This window comes from Fibrobacter sp. UBA4309, from assembly GCF_002395745.1.
Lineage (GTDB): Bacteria > Fibrobacterota > Fibrobacteria > Fibrobacterales > Fibrobacteraceae > Fibrobacter.
The window spans coordinates 41,345-62,741 of sequence record NZ_DGUN01000061.1; the positions used below are offsets into that span (position 1 = coordinate 41,345).

The window sequence follows — 21,397 nt, forward strand, 5'->3', positions numbered from 1 at the left end:
GTGCGGAAGTAGAACTGCGGACGGTAGCCGTTCATGAACGGCGTGTGGCGGCCACCTTCGTCCTTCGTGAGAACGTAGATCTCGGCCTTGAACTCGGTGTGCGGAGTCACGGACTTCGGGGCGGCGAGAACCATGCCACGGATCACGTCCTTCTTTTCGGCGCCGCGGAGGAGGAGGCCGACGTTGTCGCCCGCCTGGGCGTCGTCGAGGAGCTTGCGGAACATTTCCACGCCCGTGACGACGTATTCGACGGTCTCGCCGAGGCCGACGCGTTCGACCTTGTCGTTCAGGTGCACGACGCCGCGTTCGATACGGCCGGTAGCGACGGTGCCGCGGCCCGTGATCGTGAAGATGTCTTCGATCGGCATCAGGAACGGCTTGTCGGTCTCGCGCTGCGGCAGCGGGATGTAGGTGTCGCAGGCTTCCATGAGTTCCATGATCTTGTCCTGGTAGGCGGAGTCGCCTTCGAGGGCCTTGAGGGCGGAGCCGCGGATGATCGGGGCGTTGTCGCCGTCAAATTCGTACTTGGACAGGAGTTCGCGGACTTCCATCTCGACGAGGTCGAGGAGTTCCGGGTCGTCGACCATGTCGCACTTGTTCAGGAACACGACGATCTTCGGCACGCCAACCTGGTGGGCGAGGAGGATGTGTTCGCGGGTCTGCGGCATCGGGCCGTCAGTGGCGGCAACGACGAGGATGGCGCCGTCCATCTGGGCAGCACCGGTCACCATGTTCTTCACGTAGTCGGCGTGCCCCGGGCAGTCGACGTGGGCGTAGTGACGGTTGGCAGTGGTGTATTCCACGTGCGAGGTGTTAATCGTGATACCACGGGCCTTTTCTTCCGGAGCGTTGTCGATTTCGTCGAAACGCTTGGCAGCGGCGAGACCGCGGGCTGCGAGAGTCGTGCAGATTGCGGCGGTCAGAGTGGTTTTACCGTGGTCAACGTGGCCGATGGTGCCAATGTTGCAGTGCGGCTTGCTTCTGTCAAAATGTTCTTTTGCCATGATTCTATCTCCAATTAGTGAGAGCCCAGATCGGGAGTCGGACCCGAGACCTCTTCCTTACCAAGGAAGTGCTCTACCACTGAGCTACCTGGGCATAAGCCCTATGGTGCTCTCACACCATAGGGCGGTTTGTTGCGTGGGCCGTCGTGGTTTCGAACCACGGTAGGCGTAAGCCAACGGATTTACAGTCCGTCCCCTTTAACCACTCGGGCAACGACCCATTTTTCGAGCCAAAGATAGGAATCGAACCTACGACCGGCTGATTACAAATCAGCTGCTCTACCAGCTGAGCTACTTTGGCAAGTGAGCCAAATTTAATAAGATTTATGGGGTTTTGTCAATGAAAAACAAGCATTTAGCGCAAAAAAATTTGTTTTTTTTTCTTTTTCGCAAAAAAGACGTAAACAAAATGAGCTAAAGATGTTAATAGATTGTTGATAAAATTACTCCTCAGACATCATGGACATCCGGAAGCCGTGGATAAAATCGTCGCAAGAGTCGCTCAACCGGCTTACCGCCCCCCTACGGGACTCGTTCAGATCGTCCTGTTCCACGTCCTCGATCACGGCTTCCGCTATAATGCGGTCCTTGGTACACGTGACCGTCCCGCCCAGCCTGTCCTGATACAGTTCCGTCTCCTGATCGCAGTAATCCGTGCGGACATCGGCATCCAGGGTTCCGAAAAAGCCGACTTCGTCGCGCATCACCATGGGGCTCTGGATAGTCACCTGGGACAGCACCGTCACCTTCCCCATAAAGCCGAAATCCTGCCTCATCAAGACAGAATACAGGTTTCCCTTTACATAGACATAGCAGTCGGCCGAAGCCCCGTCACCTTCATAATGCTTTTCGTAACGCTGTTTGCCGTATTCGGAGTCTTCCGCGTCGTCGGTCCCCGAAGAAGAACCGGAGTCGCAAGCAGTAAAAACCAGGGCGCAGAACGCCAGAATAGAGAAAAATCGTGTCTGTTTCATACAAAATACAATATATAACTTTTTTGAAATAACGTAGCAAACTAAAGAAAAATGCCCGGACAAGCCGGGCATTTCCGCATTTTTTCAAAAAATCGCCTACCGGACAGAAACGCGCCGCGTTTCAAGCCCGACGCGGACCAGGTAGCTCCCCGCCTGGGAAACCGGTATAGAGAAGCTCGACTCCCCTACCCTGCCAGAACGGAGGACGCGTCCCTGCATGTCGAGCACAGCATAGGCGCTGCCTTCGCGGGCACCGGCAATCTGGAGCGTCCGACCGACCGTCTCGACAGAGAAGTGCGGGACAGCCGACCGCACAAGCAGGGATTCCTTGCTGGAGCTGCTCTTGGCGCTCGAAGAGAATGCCGCGCTGGAGCTGGACTTTGCAGAGCTGCTGCTGGACTTGACAGAACTGCTGCTCTTCGCGCTGCTGGAGCTGGACTTTGCAGAGCTGCTGGACTTCGCCGAGCTCGAAGAGGACTTCGGCGGGTTCACAGAGGAGCTGCTTGCAATGCTGCTGGAACTTTCCGGGGTAATCGGGTCGAAATGGGCCGTAAGAGTCGTATCGCTTGCGACCGTATACCTGCGGCTGGCGCGGTCGTTGAGAATATCGTCTTCCCAGTAGCCGAACGAATAGCCGCTATCCGCAACCGCAGTCAGGTACACATTGTCGCCATATTTGTACACGCCCGTCTCGTTCAGGCCAGTCACATGGCCCCATTCGGCGTTGTTCACCTTGACCGTCACCTTGAATTCCTTCACTTCCCACTTGGCATAGAAGAACTTGTCTCCGGCATCCTTTGCCGTGATTTCGGTGACAGCGGTTCCCTCCAGGTTCTTGCTCGCATACCAGCCCCTGAATATGTGGCCGTCACGCGTAGGAATCGGAAGAACGAGACCGACACCATACTTGTAGGTCGTCGTCATGCTTTCCAGCTTGCCGCCGTTCGCGTTGAACGTCACGACAAAGAAATCCTTGGTCACAAGAATCGGGTAATCGTCGCCCTGAATCCAGGCCGTTCCCTTGACTCCGCCATCGACCTCCTGGCCTTCGCCATCTTTCTGCACATAGTCGTGCAAGGCTGTAGCTACGGAGTCGTTCTTAAACGCTTCGGCCGTCGCGCCTATGCCGTACTTACTTGTCGAAAGCGTATCGACCGTCTTGAAGAAGAAGTTGTGCTCGCCGACAAAACTCTTCGCCGCATTTGCAACAACGTAATCCGCGATACAATAGGACCCTTCCGCAATAGAGAATTCGCCCATGCTATAGTTGTTCATGACCGTCGCGATACCGCCCGAGCCAATCAACCCGCCCACCCTGCACCAAGAAGCCGTGGGATGGGACACCTTGCCCAGGTTATAGTTGTTGGCAACAACACCTTCCCCATCTATTGTGCCAACAAGGCCGCCCGCATAGGCGTTGCTCTGCGTAGTAGACACATCGCCAGCATTATAGCTCTGGACAAGACTGAACTTTGAATTCTCGGAAGAGCCGACAAGGCCACCGGCATAATTGCCCGTTATATCGCCTGTATTGTAGCTGTTAATGATATTTACAACCGTCATGTTGTTGGTGGAAGACCTCTCAATAAAACCGACAAGGCCCGCAGACTTGGCCTTGGCAACCACGTTGCCCGTATTGTAGCTATTGCCAATGTTCAGGCTCGAATACGGAGCATACGAAGTTTTTATATAACTGGCAAGGCCGCCCGCGTATGCTGTTTGCGTAAAGAGATCGGCGGCATTGTAGCTGTCGTCAATCGTTACCGTGCCGGCGATTTCAGCCACGAGGCCGGCGCTTCCGTATTCAGACGATATTTTCCCGCCTACATGGGAGTTCCGGATTTTCAGTATTCCCGTAACTTCTTCAACGAGACCGCCCGCATAGTTGGCGGCCAGGGTTCCTTCGAAATAACAACTGTCCATAATCAGCGCTACCATGACCGACTTCTGGATGTTCCAATCGCGTTTATCCAGCACATGCGCGACAATGCCGGCCACATCTGTAGATCCGGAAAAATACGTGTCCTTGATTCCCAAGTTCTTGATGACGACAGAATCCTTTTCAAGGCCAACCTTGTTAATGAATCCTCTAGTTGCATCGCCATTCTTGCTATTGTAAAGGCCCGATATCGTATGACCCTGCCCGTTAAACGTGCCGGCGAAAGAATCAATCGGGTTCCAGACCAGGAACGAGACCATATTCAGGCTGTCCAGCGAACCGTCGTCATTCAGCACATGTTCGTTTACCACGATATCCTGGGTAAGCTTGCCACAGACAGAGGGCATCTTGACATTATAGTACATCCTATGCGTTCCGCTCACGTACGCGGCAAAGCCGTAAAGCTCCGCGGCATTCGAAATCTGGTAGCAATCGTCCGTTTTGTCCAAGGCGGGCATCGCTATCTTGAACCATGCCGCATAATACGTCTTGTCGCCCGTATCATCCGTCGTAATCGCGGCAACGGGCTTACCCGAAAGCTCGGCATTGTCGTACCAGCCGGCAAAAATACTGCTGTCGCGGTACATTTCCGTCGGGAGAACCGCCCCTTCAGTTTCCGTATAGGAATCGACCTTGCCCGTCAAAATTTGCCCGCCATTCGTATTGTACGTCACCTTGAACGACTTCCGGAGCTTGGCCCAGAATTCCTTGTCGCCCGTAGCCAGCGAATCTATGGCCGTCACCGCTTCGCCTTCAAAAGCGCTATTGTCGTACCATCCCAGGAATCCTGAATTTTCCTGCACAACATCCGCAGGGAGCACTTTCGTGAATCCCGTGGTGTAGAAGTTGAAATAGCTAGCCGTATCGCCTTCGAAAGTATGGAAAACCACATTGTACTTTTTCGCAACGGAATTCTTGATTACGCCCGAGAAGTTCGGATATTCGTCTTTTTCGGCGTCTTGCCCCCAAACAGAGCCGCCTTCGCCTTCGTGCAGGGCGAGCGCCACCATGCCGTTGTTGAACTTTTCGATAGACGTCGGAGTTCCGCCATATTCGGTACGGCCAGCAATGCGCACACAATACGTATTCACTAGGCTAAGAGTTCCGGCCTTGTTACCTACCAGGGATTTCCAGTAACTAGAGAGCCTGCTCTTGACCGAGCCGACATTATAAGCGTTTTCGACGTTCGCCAGGCCGTTCTTCATAACATGCCCTATCAAACCGGCCGCATAGTAATTATCATTGACAAGAGAACCGCGGTTATAGACATTCTTCAGGTTTACCTCGGCCCATTGCTCAACAGTGCCGATCAAGCCGCCAGATGCCGCCGAGCTGCCATGGGCATGTATCGAAACATGGCTGTATACATTGGAAATCGTAGCCTTCGAGTATTCCAACATTCTTCCGACAATCCCGCCGACAGAGCCATTGTTGGTACCGAAATAGGAGTCGACCAAGCCGAAATTCTGCACGGTTACAACGAACGAACCCGAGCCGACTATCGCCCCAAAGAACCCGAAATTATCAAAAGCCTTGCTCGTCGTATCCGAGAAGAACAGGCCGGATATCGTATGTTTCTGACCGTCGAAGTTGCCGGCAAAATTTGTCATCGGTTTCCATTTTGCAAAATTCGCCGTGTCCGCCACATTGAGCGTTCCGTCGGACTTGAGCACGTTCTGGTTCACCACGATGTCCTTCGTGAGCTTGCCGCAGGCTGTAGCGTCGTACGGAAAGTCGGGATCCCCGTTCACGATGGCGGCAAAGCCATAAAGTTCGGCCGCATCCGAAATCTGGTAACAGTTGTTTTTCAGTTCCGGCTGTTTAGGGGTGATTGTGGTTGCGGCAGACGCCATGGCGGCGAACGCAAACGCCATGCAAAAGACGAGTCGACTCTTTAGCATCCTTGTTTCTCCTGATAAAATAGCTAGCTAGTATACAAAGTGCTTATTTATTGCTGTTTTGTGAAGACGATCACATATATTCGCGTTGTAAAACACTGCAATGCGATTTTGGGCGAAAAAAAGCAATTTCGGGGAAAACGGCTTTTAAAGCCGGTCCAAAATAAGGCTCCGGCCCCTGTAAATATATCGTTACGGCGAGCCCGATGTAAAAAGAGCTTTACAGCCTTCCGAACAAACTTCTCAGAAAAAAGTTTTCCGTACAATGCAGAAATAAGAAGTGAAGTGTCGACTATTCGTCCTTTATGCAACGGACGGAATAGGCGTCACTCTTATCACTGGTCCCCCCTGGAATCAGAATAGTACTATAACTGCAACTTATTTGCACTCCTGCAGCTTGATTAATGCCAACTTCACTAGAAGTCCAAAATAACGCATAGCTACCTTTGCCAGAGAATCTATCTGGACTAAATTGCGTACGATAGAAACCCGTCGGCATGAGGGACATTCCATACGCATCTATTCCATTACATCCTTCATCCCAACCACTAGTTGATTTAAACGACAAAGACGAATCGCTTACAGCATCTTCTAATATAAAAATATCATCCTCTGACGGCAAATGCCATCCTTCAGGGCACACTCCACGAACAGAGTCATTCATGCATATTTTATACACGATTTCAACACCGCTGGTTGTAGATTTCGCAAATCCGCACCCTTTTCCATCTTCACTGAACAAAGCCGCGCTATCCATTGCCGCAGACCACAGATAAAGTCTCCCAAACGTTTCGCAGTTCTCGGGATCATTGTCATAGCACCAGCTGGATGAATCAAGGGTCGCCGTGGGCTGCAGGTAGGCGTAGTTCAGGTTCTCGGCCATCCATTCCTGTTCGCCGATAATCACGGTCCTGTAAGTCTGTCCGTCACGTTCGTCTACCAATGTGCCGTACTTGCAATTGTCTTCCGTCTCGGTCTTGCAAGGAACGGCGACAATGGAAGAACTGCTTTGGACAATCGATGAGCTGCTGACCGGCGACGAACTTGACTCCGGTAGAACCTCGCTGGACGACGATTCCACTTCATTGCTGCTTGCAGAGTCGTCGCCGGAGCAGGCGGCAAGCAAGGCCAGGATCGCCACGGACAGATATTTATCGAACTTACGCATACGGAGCCCCTATGGTAGCAATATATATTTATTGGTTGGGAAAAGTTTTCTCCGTATAATGCAGAAACAACAAGTGTCAGCTATTCATCCTTTATGCAACGGACGGAATAGGCGACATACTCATCCCAATAAACGAAACCATCTGAATCAGCAGTTTCTCCAATAGCGACTGAAGAACAACCCGTACTCCAAAAAGCTGTTCCCTTAAACTCCCCCCAATATACTGAAGAATCCATAAACTCATCATGAAATTCAGAATGAAATCCTGTAGGAATTGCATTGAATCCGTAATGGTCGGAACCGTTATATCCATCCCCCCATCCGGTGGATGATTTCAAGGAGTCTTTATTTTCGACAACCTGAATCAATTCCGCAATCTCGGGAACGGTCGGGATATGCCAACCATCAGGGCATACACCCCGTGTAGGTACATTCTCCCGACTATACATATCAAAAGTTCCATGTCCCTTGCCTCCATCGCTGAATGACGTGGCGCTGTCCATGGCGGCAGACCAAAGGTAGAGACGCCCGTATTTCTTGCAGTTCTCGGGGTCGTTGTCATAGCACCAGCTCGAGGAATCCAAATCTTCTGTCGGTTGCAGGTAAGCGTAGTTCAGGTTTTCCGCCATCCAGGTCTGAGCGTTTATTTTTACCGTCTTGTAAGTCTGCCCGTCACGCTCGTCCGTCATCGTCCCGAAGGTCACGTATTGCTTGCCCGACGGGCTCCTCAGCTTGCCGATAAAGCTGGTGTCACCCGATGCAGCACCCTTGACACACCGGATGGAATTAACGAGTTTTTTATAATCAAAACTAATGTTGCCATTATCATATTTATCCTGTAAAAGAAGTATATAGGCATATCTATCCGTCGTTCCAACTGAAGACCAAAAATAGGTTCCAAAGGAATTCGTTGGGAAAGCTGAAAAACCGTATTTGTCTGAACCATTTTCACCTTCGGGCCACCCGTTTTCCGCTTTAAGGACGAACGATGCAGTCGCATCTCCCCCTACAGTCAACAGCAGGCGTGCAAATTCAGAGCTATCGGGCAGATGCCACCCCTTCATGCACAGCCCCTGAACAGGATATGCAGGGGTACAGTCCAAGCCTTGGCCGCATCCCTCGCCGTTCCTGGAAAATACTCCCATGGAATCCATCGCCGAGCCCCATGTATACGCCCGTCCGTACTTGCAGCTGTCATTCACGCAGCGGCTATTGGGCGCATCGTAGTTCAGGTTCTCCGCCATCCATTCCTGGTCGCCGATAACCACGGTCCTGTAGACCTGCCCGTCGCGCTCGTCCACGACGAACATCCCGCTGGACGAGGATTCCTCCGAAGACGAGGAACTGCTCCCGACAGAACTTGAAGACGCCTCGAGACTGTACGGGGCATCGGACGATTCCACTTCATTGCTGCTTGCAGAGTCGTCGCCGGAGCAGGCGGCGAACAAAGCAAAGATTGCCACGGACAAGTATTTTTTAAGCGTACGCATATACGGAGCACCTATAACTTAATATATATATTCACAAACCTCTTTCAGCTCCTTTTTTTATATTTACGTCATGGAAATCATCAACAACACCTATACAGCACGTATCGAAGTCCGCTATGCGGAAACCGACCAGATGGGCGTCGTGCACCATGCCGTCTACCCCGTATGGTTCGAACAGGCCCGCACCGAATTTTTCAGGGTCGCCGGCGCCAGCTACGCCCAGATGGAGGCCGAAGGGTTCATGAGCCCGGTGCTCGAGCTCAACGTGCAATACAAGCAGCCCACGCACTATGGCGAATTCGTCGATGTCGAGACGACCCTCGTCAGGGAAGGCCGCGTGAGGTTCAAGTTCCTTTACAAGGTGTTCGTCGACGGCAAGCTCTGCACCACGGGCTACACCATCCACTGCATGATGAAGGACGGCAGGCCCACCCGCGAACTGCCCAGCGGATTCAGCAAATTCGGTTTAACGGGCGAAGAATCTCCCACCTAGCCAATCTTTTTATAGATTATAGGTATGTTCCGGAAAGCGCATTGTTTCATTGCCCTTGTTTTTTTGCTGTCGCTTCTGGGCGGCTGCAAGGATAACCGCACAGGTCGCGGTAACGACGCCCTGCGCATAGGGGACTATGCACGTGCCGTCAGCAACTTTTCGGCCGTACTGGACGACAACCCCCTGGACCGCGACGCCCGCTACGGACTCGCCCTTTCGTATTACGCCATCGCCGAAGACAAGGAACGCATCAAGGCAGGCGCAGCACCCCTGTGGGAACGGACCGTCCAGGAATTCCAGGTCCTCTGGAACGTAGACAGTTCCTTCAAGATACGGGAAGCGTATTCCAACAGCCTGTTCTACCTGGCCAAGGCCACCCTGGGCGAAAACTCCAGGGCCAACGTGCTCCCGCTGCTGGAACGTTCCATTGCGCTCGATTCCCTGAACTACTTCAGCTTCAACCTGAAAGCACTGATTCTCGAATCCCTGGAACGCACCGAAGAAGCCAGGGACCTCTATATCTACACCATTACCAGGGAACCGCGGTTCCTTTCGGCCTACATCAACCTGGGTAACCTCTACTGGCGAGAAGGAGACGTTTCATCGGCCTGGGACATATGGTCCATGGGGCTCAAGCAAGATGCGCAGAACGCTACTTTGCTCCACTGGACCCGTATCGCCGAAGACTCCCTGAAAGCCATGATCGATGCCGGAAAGCTCTAGCCTATGAACATCGTCCGTTCCATATCGCGCGGCTTCTTGCTGCATCGGGGCGGAGAAGCGGCCCTGTACAAGGTCGAAAGCGTTTCGGGCAAGCCATACACGCTCAAGCTATACAATAGCGGCACCGCATTCGATACTGGCATCATCGGAGCCATTGCCGATAGCACTGTCGCAGGAACCTACCGCATCGCCGAATACGGCGAAATCGACGGGAGCGCCTACATATTGTACGACTACATAGACGGCGTCTGTTCCCGCGAGCTTTCGCCGATGCCCCTCGCATTTGCATTGCATACCCTTCGCCGCGTTGTCACCACGCTTGCGGAACTGCAGAAGAAGGGGGTTTCGCACGGGGACATCAGCCCCGACAACATCTTCCTTGACAACGGCGGAAATCCTGTACTGCTCGACTTCGGCATCTGCGGGCCGGGAACGCTGCAATTTTCGGCACCGGAACGTATCGAAGGCAAGCCGCCTTCCGAAAAGGCGGACATGTTCAGCCTGGGAGCGCTGTTCTTTTTCTGGCTCACCGGCGAGCAACTCTTTGACGGCAGGGACTTCGACGAAATCCGCGAAAAACTCCGGAGTACAGACAAAGTAAATCCAAACAAAATCCTTTACGGAAAAATCGATTCCGGGCTCGCCATAAAACCCGAAGACCTTTCGCTCCTGGAACCCCTCTGGAAGGGCCTGCTCGCCGCAGACCCGGAATGCCGCCTGGAAAACCTGGAAGAACTGGACGAACTCCTGGAAATCGCGCTCGACGCCCAGGGAGGCCAGGGAGTGCACCTGGCCCGCCAAACCGAATTGATGGGCGTCACAATTTCCGGGATTCTGGAAAAAAACGGGACGAAACCTCTCGAAAACGTCGAATTCCCGTTTTTCGAGCAAGAAAAGCAAAAAAAATCTCCCCTGAAAAAAGGCCTTTTGGCCGCCGCCGTTTTTATTTTTCTTGTTATAGCGGCAATCTGCGTGTTCCTTGCCAGGGGCGAATCCCCGTCGATAGACGAAACGGGCGAAGCGCTCCTGCAAAAATCCCGTAGCCACGAGATGGGAATGCCGGATTCCGAAAAAATGCCCGACCTGGAAGGCGTACTGAAAAAGCTTTCTCCCGAGGAGAGTGAACGATGAATTCAGAATCCCTTGTCGCCACCGAAAAGATGCTCGATGTGGTGAAAATACTCCTGGACGAACAGGAGCCGGGGATGCTTTTTCCAAAAATCCTGAATATCGCGAGGGAAGTCCTAAGCGCGGACGCCGCAGTGCTCGACATCGGGGGCGAAACACCCCTCCACTACGCCGACCCCGAAAAGGTGGCCATCTCCATTTCTGCAGTCAAGCACGCCAAGGCCGAAAACCGTGCCATCGTGTGGAACCAGCTGGAAGACGACAACGCCGACCTTTCCAAGTCCATTGTCCAGAACCAGCTCACAAGCATCATGGTATCGCCGTTCCGCACGCCGGATTCGGAATCCGGATACCTGTACCTGCAAAGGGCGGCCCGCGAAGAACCCTTTACCGAAACGGACAGCAAACTTTTCGATTCCTTCGTGACGGTCTGCGAAAAGATCACCTTCGCAGCCTTTGACCGCCTGCGCGACAAGGAATCGCTGGACGTGCTCAAGAACGTGGTCCGCAAGGACGGCATCGTCTATTCTTCCAAGATCATGGAAGACCTGGTAACCCTGGCAGACCGCCTCGCCCCGCTCCCCCTCCCCGTGATTATCCGCGGCGAGACCGGCACCGGGAAAGAAGTCTTCGCCCGCTACCTGCACCGGCACAGCCCCAGAAGCGAGAAGCCCTTTATCGCGGTCAACTGCGGGGCCATTCCCGAATACCTTATCGAATCGCTCCTGTTCGGGCACGCCAAGGGTTCTTTCACGGGCGCCATCGACAACCGCAAGGGATACTTCGAAGAAGCGGACGGCGGCACCATATTCCTCGACGAAATCGGCGAACTGCCCCTGAACATGCAGGTAAAGCTTTTGCGCGTACTGCAAGAAAAGCACATCACTCGCGTGGGCGACAACCGCGAGATTCCCGTTAACGTGAGAATCATCTCCGCGACGCACGTAGACCTGGAAGCAGCCGTACGCGAAAAGAAGTTCCGCGAAGACCTGTACTTCAGAATCCAGGTCATGCCCATCCAGGTCCCGCCGCTCCGCGAACGCGGCCAGGACGTGCTTCTGCTCGCCGAGGAATTCCTCAAGCGCTACAGCGCCGAATACGGACGCGGCAAGTTCAAGTTCAGCCGCAACGCCGAAAAGGCCATGCTCAGCTACCACTGGCCGGGCAACGTACGCGAACTCGAGAACAAGATTCAAAAGTCCCTAGTGCAGGCCGTCCACGGAGTCATCCAGCCCGGCGACCTCGGACTGGAAAACATCCAGAAAGTTTCCAAGGAATCGCCGAGGACGTTGAAAGAAGCCCGCGAGGCGGTAGAACGGGAAGTCATAGGCAACGCACTCCGGGATTCGGGAGCGAACCTGACCCTGGCCGCCACGATTCTCGGGATCGACAGGAAGGTGCTCCGCGAAATCATGGAACGGCTAGGCCTGAAGAAAGAGGATTTCAAAGGTTAGTTTTTCCCCTTCAAAAAAACTATATTAAACGACAGGGTCATCATTGGCACGATTTTTGCGGAAGAAACAGTATGAAGACGACAAAATTCATATCAGCAATACTTTTCACGACGGCACTTTCCTTTGCCGCCGTTGATTCCTCCGTACCCGAGTCCGATGTTCCGACTCCGGCCGAAAGACAGGGATTTTCCAAGGAATCCCCGAATCTTGGGCAAAAAGAACGTGAAGACTGGATGCGCATGCGCGAAGAACGCAAGCAGGCCAGAGAAGAAATCCTTTCCAGGCTGCGGGAATCCCCGGCAAGAGAACGCCAGAACATCCGCCAGGACCTCTCCAGAAATCGAGACGAAATGCCCCGCGAGCCCGCCCCTTTTTACGGACGGCCCGATTCCCATGACATGAATTCGATGCGGGATCAAGGTGAGCCCCCGAGAAGAAGGGATCACATGGGCCGGTAATGCGGATAAAGGCTATAGCGACTATAGCGATTTTATTGCTTTCTTCACGCCTGCTCGCAGAAAGCCAGGAGGCCGTATACTACGAAGCCATGAAGGCCGAAGAAGCGGGCGAAATTTCCAGGTCCATCGAGCTCTTTGAAAAGGCCGCGGAAATCGACGGGCCCTACACCGACGAAATCAGGGACATCCTGAAAGAATATTACCAGGCCCTCGGCATGGACGAGTCTCCTTTCAGCTTCAGGCTGCGGGGAGACGTTTCTGTTCACGGGATGCATTACGAGGAATCGGGCGGCTACGAAGATGTCAAGGACAACGGTGCCGAAACATATTTCGGCCTGTCCCTTTTTGCGAATTACACCGCGGGTTCCCTGATACATTCCTTTATCCTGAATTTTTCCGGGAACGCCTTCCTGGGCGATACTATCTCTTCGCTGGATTCCGCGAAGTGGGCTTTGGCTCCCGGCGTCGAATACGACCTCGTCGGCGAAAGCTTTCTGGTCTGCGCCGGAATCGACTTCAAGTTCAACGAAAAAGAATGGTACCCGTTCATGTACGGATGGCTCGAAAAGAGCTTTTTCCGTTTCGACAAGAACAAGTTCGGGGCTGCGCTTTCGATATCGGAAGAATGGGAACGGCAGTTTGCGGCAAGCCTCTTCGCTTCGTGGCGCCGGTTCAGCCCGCGCGGATTCAACGTGGCCCTGTTCGTGGGAGCAAGGTTCATCGCCGAAGACGTTTTCGATTACGATGCGTGGGTGCAGGCAATCCAGAACAGCGGTTACGGAAAGCCTCCCGACTATCCAGACTTTCCCAGGGATTCCAGCTTCTATGACGATCCATACCGTTTCGGGAATCCCGACTTTTCCGGAGATCCGAACGGCTTCGACGGACAGCGGGACTTTGGCGAGCAGGGAGACTTTGACGACCGCAAGGCGCCTCCTCCCGAAGATTCCACCTGGAACACGGTAGATTATCCTGAATACAATGTCAAGTGGATTGGGCCTTACCTGAGAGGGCGAATTTCGTACAAGTTCAAGTACAACATCACGGCAGAAATCGCCGCGAACATCTTCTATGGCATTATACTCGACGGTCCGAACAGCAGCTACGAAGAGATGAGCAAGCTTACCGGGCTGTGGGGGCCGACTCTTTACTGGTCGCCGAACATCATGACCTTCTATGTCGGTGCAGAAAACACGTTCCGCCATTACTTCGATATCCCGGAATCCTATCAGGGAATCCTGTCCAGATCCACGTCGCTATGGGAACTCAAGCTGGGAATGAAACTGGACTGGTAACAGGGCTTTTCGGAACCAATCGTCGCATTCGGGACAAATCGTTCCGATAAAAAATTTCCCGTCTCGAAATTAGCCAAAAAAAGTTCCTTATGGGGATTTTTTCATAGGTATTTTTTGAAAAAAGAGGTTACCTATGTCAATAAAAAAATTCATTTTCCCCATGACAGCCGTAGCGGCCATTATCAGCGCCTGCGGCGACAGCGACAGCGCAGTGTCTTCCGCAGAAGATGGCACCGCCCTTACCGAACAAGAAGATACGGGTTCCATTTGGGATTCCACGGAAGTCTCCTTCGCATCTTCGTCTTCGATTCACTCTTCTGGCACGACAGTCCTTGACCCCACAGGACCAGCACTGGAATCATCGGCAACGTTTACGACGTCCTCGGCGGCACAGCAGGCTTCCGAAGCGAGGCAGTCTTCGGCGACCTTCCTCTCTTCGGCGACTTCGCCGTTCGCACGTTCTTCGTCTTCCATAGTGTACGACCCGACTTCTAGCCAGCAGGTCATAGTACAGTCCTCCGGAGAAGCGGCAGTCTACCAGGAAGCCGAAGGCGACCTGAAGCTCGTCTTTAGCGCGAGCGGGCTCTCCGTAGAAAACGACAACGGTTCCTGCGTCAACGTAGACGGGAAAATCGCCACCATTACCTGCGCCGGCAATTACTATCTCTCCGGGACATCGAACGATTTCCAGGTAGTCGTTGCGGCCAGCGAAGACGCGAAAGTCTATCTCAACTTCAACAACCTGGATCTCACCAGCGCCTCTGACGCCCCCATCTACGTGCAGAGCGCCGACAAGGTCTTCTTTGTCCTCCTGGACGGCACGACCAACAGCCTCAAGGACGCATCCAGCCGCGCGAAGACCTGGAGCTACACCAAGAACGGAAGCGCCAAGGTGGACACGACCGGCGGCGTCATCTACTCCAAAGAAGACATCACCTTCAAAGGCAACGGGTCGCTTACCATCACGGGCAACTACAACAACGGCATCCACACCACCGATGACTTGCGCATCAAGGATGTCCCCACGATCAACGTGACGGCCAAGAACAACGCACTGAAAGGAAAGAATTCCGTGGACATCGAGGGTGGCCGTTACACATTGGTCGCCAAGGAAGGCGACGGCATCAAGAGTGACGAGGGCGAGGACGAAGGCGTTATTGCCGATGCCACCAAGGGAATCGTCGAGATTGCCGGCGGAGAATTCTCTATCCAGGCGGGCGATGATGGCATCCAGGCATTCAACCAGGTCATCTTTACCGACTCCATATCGACTCCCAAGGTAACAGTAAAGTCCAGCGGCAAGGGAATCGTTTCGGGCAACTTCATCCATGTCAATGCCGGCATCTTGAACGTGACCTCCAACGACGACGGCATCCATTCCAACATGAACATCTATTTCAATGGCGGCGAGACGACTGTTTCTGCCGGCGATGACGGCGTGCACGCCGATTCTACCCTGATGTTCAATGCGGGCTCGGTGAACGTCACCAAGGCCGTCGAAGGATTCGAAGCCTGGTACATCATTGCCAAGGGCGGCAAGACGGCCGTTGTCGCAAGCGATGACGGCTGGAATGCGGCGGGCGGCAGTGCCGACGGCTCTACGTCCAGCGGCTCCCAGTGGGGAGGCCCCGGAGGGGGCGGCGCCGCTTCGAGATCGGTAGGCTACATCGAAGTCTACGGCGGTTACCATTACCTCTATGCGGCAGGCAACGACGTGGATGTCCTCGATGCCAACGGAAACGTCAAGATGAGCGGCGGCGTCCTGATTCTGGAACTCGGTTCCGGCGGCATGGGAGGTGGCATGGGCGGAAGACCCGGCCAGGGCGGCTCCAGTACGGGTTCCTGCTCCACCAACATGAGCGGCGGCATCATCGATACGGATTCCGGCATCAGTGTCACGGGAGGAGTCTTGCTCGGATTCGGGAGCCAGACCGAAAGCCTCGTGAACTGCAGCTCCATGACTGTCACGGCGGGGACTGCCTACGGTTCCAGCAACGCAGCGTTCAAACCCTCCGTTTCGGGCAGCATGGTCATCTACAGCAACGATGTAGGCAACAGCGTTTCTACCGTAGACGTGAGTTCCATGAAGTCCCTGGAACTTGCCAACGGAATGACATACTATTACAAATAATCCCCCCTGTCAAGATGCATACAATACCTGCAATGCAGGTAAAACAAACGGGCGCCCGTCACGCGAGCTGCCCGCAAGTTTTGCCAAATTTGAATTCGTGAACGAATAAAACTTAAGACCGGCCGCTTATTCTATCGGGAGTTTCATCGTGCCCGAGTCGAGGCCCTTGACCGCATAGAACACCCTGGTTCCGTCCGGCTTGAATAAAATCGCGATACCGGCCAGGTAGTTCAGCCAGTTGTCGCCGTCCCATTTGCCCTGCTTGGCAAGGTAGTACTTCATCGTAATTCTCCTTTCGGATATGTACGACACCATCGGGATAATCATTACGTCGTGCGAGACGAACAGGCCAACTTGCTTCTTGGAGCGCTTCAATGCCGGCATAAGGTGATTTTCCAGCAATGCGGCGAACCGGGGAGACACGTCGTAGAAAACGTCGGTGTAGCCGCCCTCGGCCGCCCACCTGGTCATGACACCCCTTCCATCATCGTTTTCCCTAAAGAGGGTCATATAGTAGCTATCGAAGCTCTTTGTGAACCAGCCTTCGTTCAACACGGCCATGGTATCGCCGAGCGTATCGTAGTCAGCGCGGCCCTTGGCAATATTGTTGTACGTCATGTGGGTACGGTGATACTGCGAGCCGGCATAGTAGATTTCCGGGCTGAACATCAGTTTCTCCCCCAGTTCCTGGGACTGGGCTACTCCGAGATCCGTCAACGCACTCGCTATGGAGAGATCATCATCGCGTTCTGCATGGCGAATTACAACGATTACCTGTTCGTCCGGAGCCACCTTGGCAAGAACATCTTCCAGCGGGACAAAATCCATCACGCGGGACTGCCGCACATACTTGTCGTTGAGGGCGCTCATCACCTCTTCCTCGGTAGCAATCCTCCAGAGGTGCGTGCCCATATCGCAATAGTAATAGCGGTCTTCCCTGTTGATTTCGACGAACTTCAGCTGGCCAGCATTTTCGGCGTTGCACTTGCCCAGGATTTTTTCCGCCGAAAGCGTAACAATGCTATCCACGACGCGGGTGCTGTCCTTGAAGATGATGTTCAGGCTATCGATGATATTCAGGCTATCGATTACGCGGGTACTGTCCTTGTAACGGATGCTATCAATGAAACGGAGGGTATCGATGTAACGGAGGCTGTCGATGTAGTGAATGAGCAAGCTGTCGATGATGTTCAGGCTATCCTTGTATTTGATGCGCAGGCTATCGACAAAGCGGATGCTGTCCTTGACTCGAACGCTGTCCTTAATACGCAGGCTGTCCTTGATGCGCAAGCTGTCGATAACGCGGACGGTATCGATCCAGTTGAGGCTATCGTAGATTACCACCGAGTCACGCACCGAGACACTATCGGGGTTCGCGGAACTGCTGTCGGAATCACCGCATGCCGCCAGGATAGAGGCAAACGCAAGGCCCGCCAGTACTTTCATGATTTTTGATTTCATTTATACAACTCCGTCGCTTTCGCGACTTAAGGTTTATCGGTTAGTTTGTATACAAATATATTTCATAAATCTTACAACGTCAAGGTCGGGTTCAAGACTTTTTTACTTCCAAAATAACCTAGCAATCACCCCAAAAAGCGGTTTTTTGTATTGCCATCGTGTGATATTGTCCAGTTTTTCTTATATTTCGTTGCCATATGAAGTTCTTCCAGATTTTCGCTCTAGTTTTATCGGCCGTCCTCTTGCAAGGCTGCCCCTACGTTGCCGGCGGAGAGAACCATGCCCTCGAACACATTACTCTAGACGATTTGCAGGGCTGCTGGTACACAGAAGATGCCGGTGACTTCAGTTACGCTTCCGGCAATTATTCCATGTACTGCACCAAAGAATGTATCCAGGATACCCTCTATTACAGAGAGACAAGACTATTCTTTAGTCGAAACAATCCCCCAGGAGTCATTCCTTCTCCTGAAAATCTTTCTTGGGATTTAGAGTATACCCATTACGACACGGCTAACGTGTCCGTGGAGCCTGCAAAAGACGGATACTTCCCGTACAATTACATGCAGGGAGACATTCCCAAAAATTTTGACGACCTCCAAAAAATAAAGCAAGACAGTAAAGGATGGACGCTATGCAAAGAATAATCCTTGCAATCCTCCTTTTCTGTGCCGTCCACGCAAGCGCAGCCTACGTGTCGACATCCATTGGCGATAGCCGCATCCAATCGGAAAACGACATCTACAAACCCGGCGGAATCATCCATTGGTCTCTCGAGGCGGGATTCTTCAACGAACCTGAGAACCTCGTTGATTACAAGCTCGCGCTCGGTATCGACCGGTTCGGCTATTCCCATTCCGATGGAGACGGAACCGTTTCCCTTTGGGAAGTCTACTTTAAGCCCATGATCTGGTCCGTCACCTACTTCAACGTGATGCTGGAATTTTCTCCTTATGTGGGAATCATGTTTGCGGCAAGCGGGATTACCGACGAAGATGACGAACTCTTCTTTAGAAGTTTTGGGACCCACGTCACCATCGGTTACGAATATCGCCTAGGCTATCAAATCAACGAAAAATTCTTTGTCGGCCTAACGGCGAACTACCATACAATCGAATACGGGTTCCACCATATTCCGAATGACTTCGGTGTCGACCATGCTCTTATGGGCGGCTTGGGACTCAACCTTCAATACAATTTACCCTGGTAACATCTGTAAAATTGCCGAGCCGGTGTCGCGGGGCAAACTTTTGCAGATGGAATGGCTTGACAGAGCCATTCAAATAGTGTACATTTGTACATAGCAAAAGACACTAGACATATGGACCAGCCGCTCGCCGAAAGACTCCGTCCGCAGAATTTGGACGAATTTCTTGGCCAGAACAAGATTCTGGGCGAGCAGAGCCTGTTGCGCAAGAGTCTCGAGAACGACAACGTCCCGAGCATGATTTTCTGGGGTCCGCCGGGCTGCGGCAAGACAAGCCTCGCCCACGTAATCCGCCAGCATACCAAGAAAGCTTTCGTCGCACTCTCGGCAGTCGCAAGCGGCGTCAAGGAAGTCAAGGAAGTCTTGGCTGACGCCCGCAAGATGAAGGGGCTGTTCCAGGACACCATCCTGTTCATCGACGAAATCCACCGCTTCAACAAGGGCCAGCAAGACGCCTTGCTCGGCGCCGTGGAAGACGGCACCGTGACGCTCATAGGCGCCACCACCGAGAACCCGGGATTCGAAGTCAACAGCGCATTACTCAGCCGCTGCCAGCTGATATTGTTTGCGCCGCTCAGCAAGGAAGACTTGCGCACTTTGATTTTTAGCGCATTGCGCGACCACCCGCGTGGATTGCAACTGAAAGACGTGGAAGTCGAGGACGCGGTTGTAGACAAGCTCATCGCGCAGTCCGATGGCGACGCACGCTTCTTGCTGAACCAGATTGAATGGATCGGCAAGAATCTCGGTGACCGCAAAATCATCGACGAGAAACTCCTGGAAGAATTCCAGTACAAGAAGCCGCTGCGTTACGACAAGAGCGGCGAAGAGCATTACAACCTGATTTCCGCCCTGCACAAGTCCGTGCGCGGATCTGATCCCGATGCCGCCCTCTACTGGATGCACCGCATGCTGCAGGGCGGCGAAGACCCGCGGTTCATATTGCGCAGGCTTATGCGCATGAGTATGGAAGACATCGGCCTTGCCGACCCGAACGCGTTACTGCTGGCCACCGCCGCTCGCGAGGCCTACGATTTCATGGGGATTCCCGAAGGCCTCATCGCCCTCGACGAACTCGCAGTGTACCTCTCGCTTGCCCCCAAGAGCAACAGCCTGGAACTTGCGGGCATGAAGGCCGATTCCATCGTGAAGCAGACCGGCACGCTCCCCGTACCGCGCGCCTTCCGCAATTCCGTGACGAAGGTGGGCGAAAAGCTCGGCTACGGAAACGACTACCAGTACGATCACGACAGCCCCGGCGCCTACTCCGCGCAGGAGCACCTGCCCAAACAGCTCGAAGGCACCGAGATTTACCAGCCCAAGCCCTACGGAAAAGAAAAAGCCCTGGGCGAGCGCCTCGCGCAACTCAAGCAGATTAAAAAAGAGCGCAACGGAAAATAAAGGAAAAATCCGCCCGGCCCTTTAGAACTGTTCCAGGATCTTGATGCGTTCCGGAGTATCCGGGTGCGTGCAGAACATGATGTTCGCCTTGGCCACCCAGCCCGAGAGTTTCATGTTGTTGTCGAATTCCTCGTCGGGATGAATGATATAGAGCTGCGCGACATCGCCGCGTTGCACGTCGGCAAGCCCCGGCGCCTCGGAAATCTTCTTGAGCGCAGAGGCAAGCGCCAGCGGATCGCCACAGAGTTCGGCGGCACCTGCATCGGCCACGTATTCGCGCTTGCGCGATATGGCAAGGCGTGTCATGAAGCTGAAGAAATAGCCGATGGAACTCCAGATAATGAGGGCTATCAGGAGGAGCATGATTTCCAATATGATGGCTCCTCCACCGCCCTTGTTGTTCCTTCGGCTAGAAGAACGTCGCGAACCGCGGAGCAGGGCCCCGAGCATCCTCATGGACATGGACTGGATGGCCGCAAAAATCCCGACGAACACGATGCACACCACCATCAGGCGCGTGTCGCGGTTCTTGATGTGCGTGAGTTCGTGGCCCACGACCGCCGAAAGTTCCGCATCGTTCAGCTTTTCGATAAGCCCCGTGGTGAGCGTGATGGTAAACGACGGGATATCGATACCGCTCGCATAGGCGTTCAGGTTCGAATCCTCGACGATGTTGATTTGCGGCATCTCGATACCGCCCGCGATGCAAAGGTTCTCCACGATGTTGTAGACACGCAGGTTGTCCTTGCGCTCCACGGGCTTGGCGTGCGTGATATGGCGGATGATGGAGGTGTTCGTGCAATAGGCGATGATGAACCAGAGCCCCGTCATGCTAAGCGTGAAGGGCATGGCATCCTTGAAGTAATGCCAGATGATATCCCAGTGGAACGTAGTCGCCTGCAAACCCGGCGGGCAAACGCCGTCCCAGCAGAACCACCCGATAAAATCGAGCGTCATTATAGCGAGGAGCACCATCCCGAGAAGAATCAGGGGAAACATGCACAACAGGATAACGCTGTTGCGGTTATTCCGCCATATCTGGGTCTGGATACCGACGTATTTCATTTAGATTCGCTTCGCTTAAGACGAAAGACGATAGACGATAGAATTTGCTAGAGTAACATTTTATGTTTTTATACCCTACACCCTCTTTCGTCTGTAGGACCGTAGGTC

At 53.5% G+C, this 21,397-nt stretch carries 17 protein-coding genes and 3 tRNA genes; 10 read left to right on the forward strand and 10 right to left on the reverse strand.

Features of this window, described 5'->3' with window-relative positions; all coding sequences use genetic code 11:
- The 8 genes from tuf to B3M32_RS09050 form a co-directional block, all read right to left on the reverse strand.
- Positions 1-1,004 (reverse strand): elongation factor Tu (gene tuf, locus B3M32_RS09015; RefSeq protein WP_290745653.1); only part of this gene is annotated, 1,004 nt, incomplete at its 3' end.
- A 22-nt stretch (positions 1,005-1,026) separates the two neighbouring features.
- A tRNA-Thr gene (locus tag B3M32_RS09020) sits at positions 1,027-1,098 on the reverse strand.
- Between the two features lie 43 nt (positions 1,099-1,141).
- Positions 1,142-1,224: transfer RNA gene (locus B3M32_RS09025), tRNA-Tyr, on the reverse strand.
- Between the two features lie 8 nt (positions 1,225-1,232).
- Positions 1,233-1,305, reverse strand: a tRNA-Thr gene (locus B3M32_RS09030).
- Positions 1,306-1,447: 142 nt separating this feature from the next.
- Positions 1,448-1,978 (reverse strand): hypothetical protein, encoded by a 531-nt coding sequence (locus tag B3M32_RS09035; protein WP_290745656.1) that lies wholly within the window; start codon positions 1,976-1,978, stop codon positions 1,448-1,450.
- 96 nt (positions 1,979-2,074) lie between these two features.
- The gene (locus B3M32_RS09040; protein ID WP_290745658.1) at positions 2,075-5,818 is read right to left on the reverse strand and encodes an InlB B-repeat-containing protein; all 3,744 of its coding nucleotides are present in this window, start codon (positions 5,816-5,818) and stop codon (positions 2,075-2,077) included.
- A gap of 289 nt (positions 5,819-6,107) precedes the next feature.
- Positions 6,108-6,983, reverse strand: coding sequence for a fibrobacter succinogenes major paralogous domain-containing protein (locus tag B3M32_RS09045; RefSeq protein ID WP_290745661.1), 876 nt, complete (start codon positions 6,981-6,983; stop codon positions 6,108-6,110).
- 80 nt (positions 6,984-7,063) lie between these two features.
- Entirely contained in the window at positions 7,064-8,473 is a 1,410-nt protein-coding gene (locus B3M32_RS09050; protein ID WP_290745665.1) for an FISUMP domain-containing protein, read from the reverse strand.
- A gap of 70 nt (positions 8,474-8,543) precedes the next feature.
- Between B3M32_RS09050 and B3M32_RS09055 the strand changes: the two genes are divergently transcribed.
- The 7 genes from B3M32_RS09055 to B3M32_RS09085 all read left to right on the forward strand — a co-directional run bounded on the left by B3M32_RS09055 (position 8,544) and on the right by B3M32_RS09085 (position 16,155).
- Positions 8,544-8,966 (forward strand): acyl-CoA thioesterase, encoded by a 423-nt coding sequence (locus B3M32_RS09055; RefSeq protein ID WP_290745668.1) that lies wholly within the window; start codon positions 8,544-8,546, stop codon positions 8,964-8,966.
- A gap of 24 nt (positions 8,967-8,990) precedes the next feature.
- Positions 8,991-9,689 (forward strand): tetratricopeptide repeat protein, encoded by a 699-nt coding sequence (locus B3M32_RS09060; RefSeq protein ID WP_290745671.1) that lies wholly within the window; start codon positions 8,991-8,993, stop codon positions 9,687-9,689.
- A 3-nt stretch (positions 9,690-9,692) separates the two neighbouring features.
- Positions 9,693-10,820, forward strand: a complete 1,128-nt coding sequence (locus tag B3M32_RS09065; RefSeq protein ID WP_290745674.1) for a serine/threonine protein kinase — start codon at positions 9,693-9,695, stop codon at positions 10,818-10,820.
- Positions 10,817-12,271, forward strand: a complete 1,455-nt coding sequence (locus B3M32_RS09070; protein WP_290745677.1) for a sigma-54 interaction domain-containing protein — start codon at positions 10,817-10,819, stop codon at positions 12,269-12,271. Before B3M32_RS09065 ends, B3M32_RS09070 begins: the two co-directional genes overlap by 4 nt.
- 71 nt (positions 12,272-12,342) lie before the next feature.
- Complete coding sequence (locus B3M32_RS09075) at positions 12,343-12,729, forward strand: hypothetical protein (protein WP_290745680.1); 387 nt, start codon at positions 12,343-12,345, stop codon at positions 12,727-12,729.
- A complete protein-coding gene (locus tag B3M32_RS09080; protein WP_290745683.1) occupies positions 12,729-14,024 on the forward strand; it encodes a hypothetical protein in 1,296 nt (431 codons plus the stop codon). The genes B3M32_RS09075 and B3M32_RS09080 overlap by 1 nt, the downstream gene beginning before the upstream one ends.
- A gap of 133 nt (positions 14,025-14,157) precedes the next feature.
- Complete coding sequence (locus B3M32_RS09085) at positions 14,158-16,155, forward strand: carbohydrate-binding domain-containing protein (protein ID WP_290745686.1); 1,998 nt, start codon at positions 14,158-14,160, stop codon at positions 16,153-16,155.
- 126 nt (positions 16,156-16,281) lie between these two features.
- On the opposite strand, the gene B3M32_RS09090 is transcribed toward B3M32_RS09085, so the two are convergent.
- The gene (locus tag B3M32_RS09090) at positions 16,282-17,616 is read right to left on the reverse strand and encodes a histidine phosphatase family protein (protein WP_290745689.1); all 1,335 of its coding nucleotides are present in this window, start codon (positions 17,614-17,616) and stop codon (positions 16,282-16,284) included.
- A 197-nt stretch (positions 17,617-17,813) separates the two neighbouring features.
- Here B3M32_RS09090 and B3M32_RS09095 point away from each other — a divergent pair, with 197 nt between their 5' ends.
- The 3 genes from B3M32_RS09095 (at position 17,814) to B3M32_RS09105 (ending at position 20,224) form a co-directional block, all read left to right on the forward strand.
- Positions 17,814-18,263 (forward strand): hypothetical protein, encoded by a 450-nt coding sequence (locus tag B3M32_RS09095; RefSeq protein WP_290745692.1) that lies wholly within the window; start codon positions 17,814-17,816, stop codon positions 18,261-18,263.
- The gene (locus tag B3M32_RS09100) at positions 18,251-18,826 is read left to right on the forward strand and encodes a hypothetical protein (RefSeq protein ID WP_290745695.1); all 576 of its coding nucleotides are present in this window, start codon (positions 18,251-18,253) and stop codon (positions 18,824-18,826) included. The genes B3M32_RS09095 and B3M32_RS09100 overlap by 13 nt, the downstream gene beginning before the upstream one ends.
- Before the next feature lie 111 nt (positions 18,827-18,937).
- Positions 18,938-20,224 carry a replication-associated recombination protein A gene (locus tag B3M32_RS09105; RefSeq protein WP_290745698.1) on the forward strand — a complete coding sequence of 429 codons (1,287 nt, stop codon included), beginning with the start codon at positions 18,938-18,940 and terminating at the stop codon, positions 20,222-20,224.
- A gap of 21 nt (positions 20,225-20,245) precedes the next feature.
- On the opposite strand, the gene B3M32_RS09110 is transcribed toward B3M32_RS09105, so the two are convergent.
- The gene (locus tag B3M32_RS09110; RefSeq protein ID WP_290745701.1) at positions 20,246-21,289 is read right to left on the reverse strand and encodes a M48 family metallopeptidase; all 1,044 of its coding nucleotides are present in this window, start codon (positions 21,287-21,289) and stop codon (positions 20,246-20,248) included.
- Positions 21,290-21,397 lie beyond the last annotated feature (108 nt).

Bases quoted from the DNA above. Each gene is read 5' to 3' on its own strand.
- B3M32_RS09035 (WP_290745656.1), bottom strand. From the start codon at position 1,978: ATGAAACAGACACGATTTTTCTCTATTCTGGCGTTCTGCGCCCTGGTT.
- B3M32_RS09040 (WP_290745658.1), bottom strand. From the start codon at position 5,818: ATGCTAAAGAGTCGACTCGTCTTTTGCATGGCGTTTGCGTTCGCCGCC.
- B3M32_RS09045 (WP_290745661.1), bottom strand. From the start codon at position 6,983: ATGCGTAAGTTCGATAAATATCTGTCCGTGGCGATCCTGGCCTTGCTT.
- B3M32_RS09050 (WP_290745665.1), bottom strand. From the start codon at position 8,473: ATGCGTACGCTTAAAAAATACTTGTCCGTGGCAATCTTTGCTTTGTTC.
- B3M32_RS09055 (WP_290745668.1), top strand. From the start codon at position 8,544: ATGGAAATCATCAACAACACCTATACAGCACGTATCGAAGTCCGCTAT.
- B3M32_RS09060 (WP_290745671.1), top strand. From the start codon at position 8,991: ATGTTCCGGAAAGCGCATTGTTTCATTGCCCTTGTTTTTTTGCTGTCG.
- B3M32_RS09065 (WP_290745674.1), top strand. From the start codon at position 9,693: ATGAACATCGTCCGTTCCATATCGCGCGGCTTCTTGCTGCATCGGGGC.
- B3M32_RS09070 (WP_290745677.1), top strand. From the start codon at position 10,817: ATGAATTCAGAATCCCTTGTCGCCACCGAAAAGATGCTCGATGTGGTG.
- B3M32_RS09075 (WP_290745680.1), top strand. From the start codon at position 12,343: ATGAAGACGACAAAATTCATATCAGCAATACTTTTCACGACGGCACTT.
- B3M32_RS09080 (WP_290745683.1), top strand. From the start codon at position 12,729: ATGCGGATAAAGGCTATAGCGACTATAGCGATTTTATTGCTTTCTTCA.
- B3M32_RS09085 (WP_290745686.1), top strand. From the start codon at position 14,158: ATGTCAATAAAAAAATTCATTTTCCCCATGACAGCCGTAGCGGCCATT.
- B3M32_RS09090 (WP_290745689.1), bottom strand. From the start codon at position 17,616: ATGAAATCAAAAATCATGAAAGTACTGGCGGGCCTTGCGTTTGCCTCT.
- B3M32_RS09095 (WP_290745692.1), top strand. From the start codon at position 17,814: ATGAAGTTCTTCCAGATTTTCGCTCTAGTTTTATCGGCCGTCCTCTTG.
- B3M32_RS09100 (WP_290745695.1), top strand. From the start codon at position 18,251: ATGCAAAGAATAATCCTTGCAATCCTCCTTTTCTGTGCCGTCCACGCA.
- B3M32_RS09105 (WP_290745698.1), top strand. From the start codon at position 18,938: ATGGACCAGCCGCTCGCCGAAAGACTCCGTCCGCAGAATTTGGACGAA.
- B3M32_RS09110 (WP_290745701.1), bottom strand. From the start codon at position 21,289: ATGAAATACGTCGGTATCCAGACCCAGATATGGCGGAATAACCGCAAC.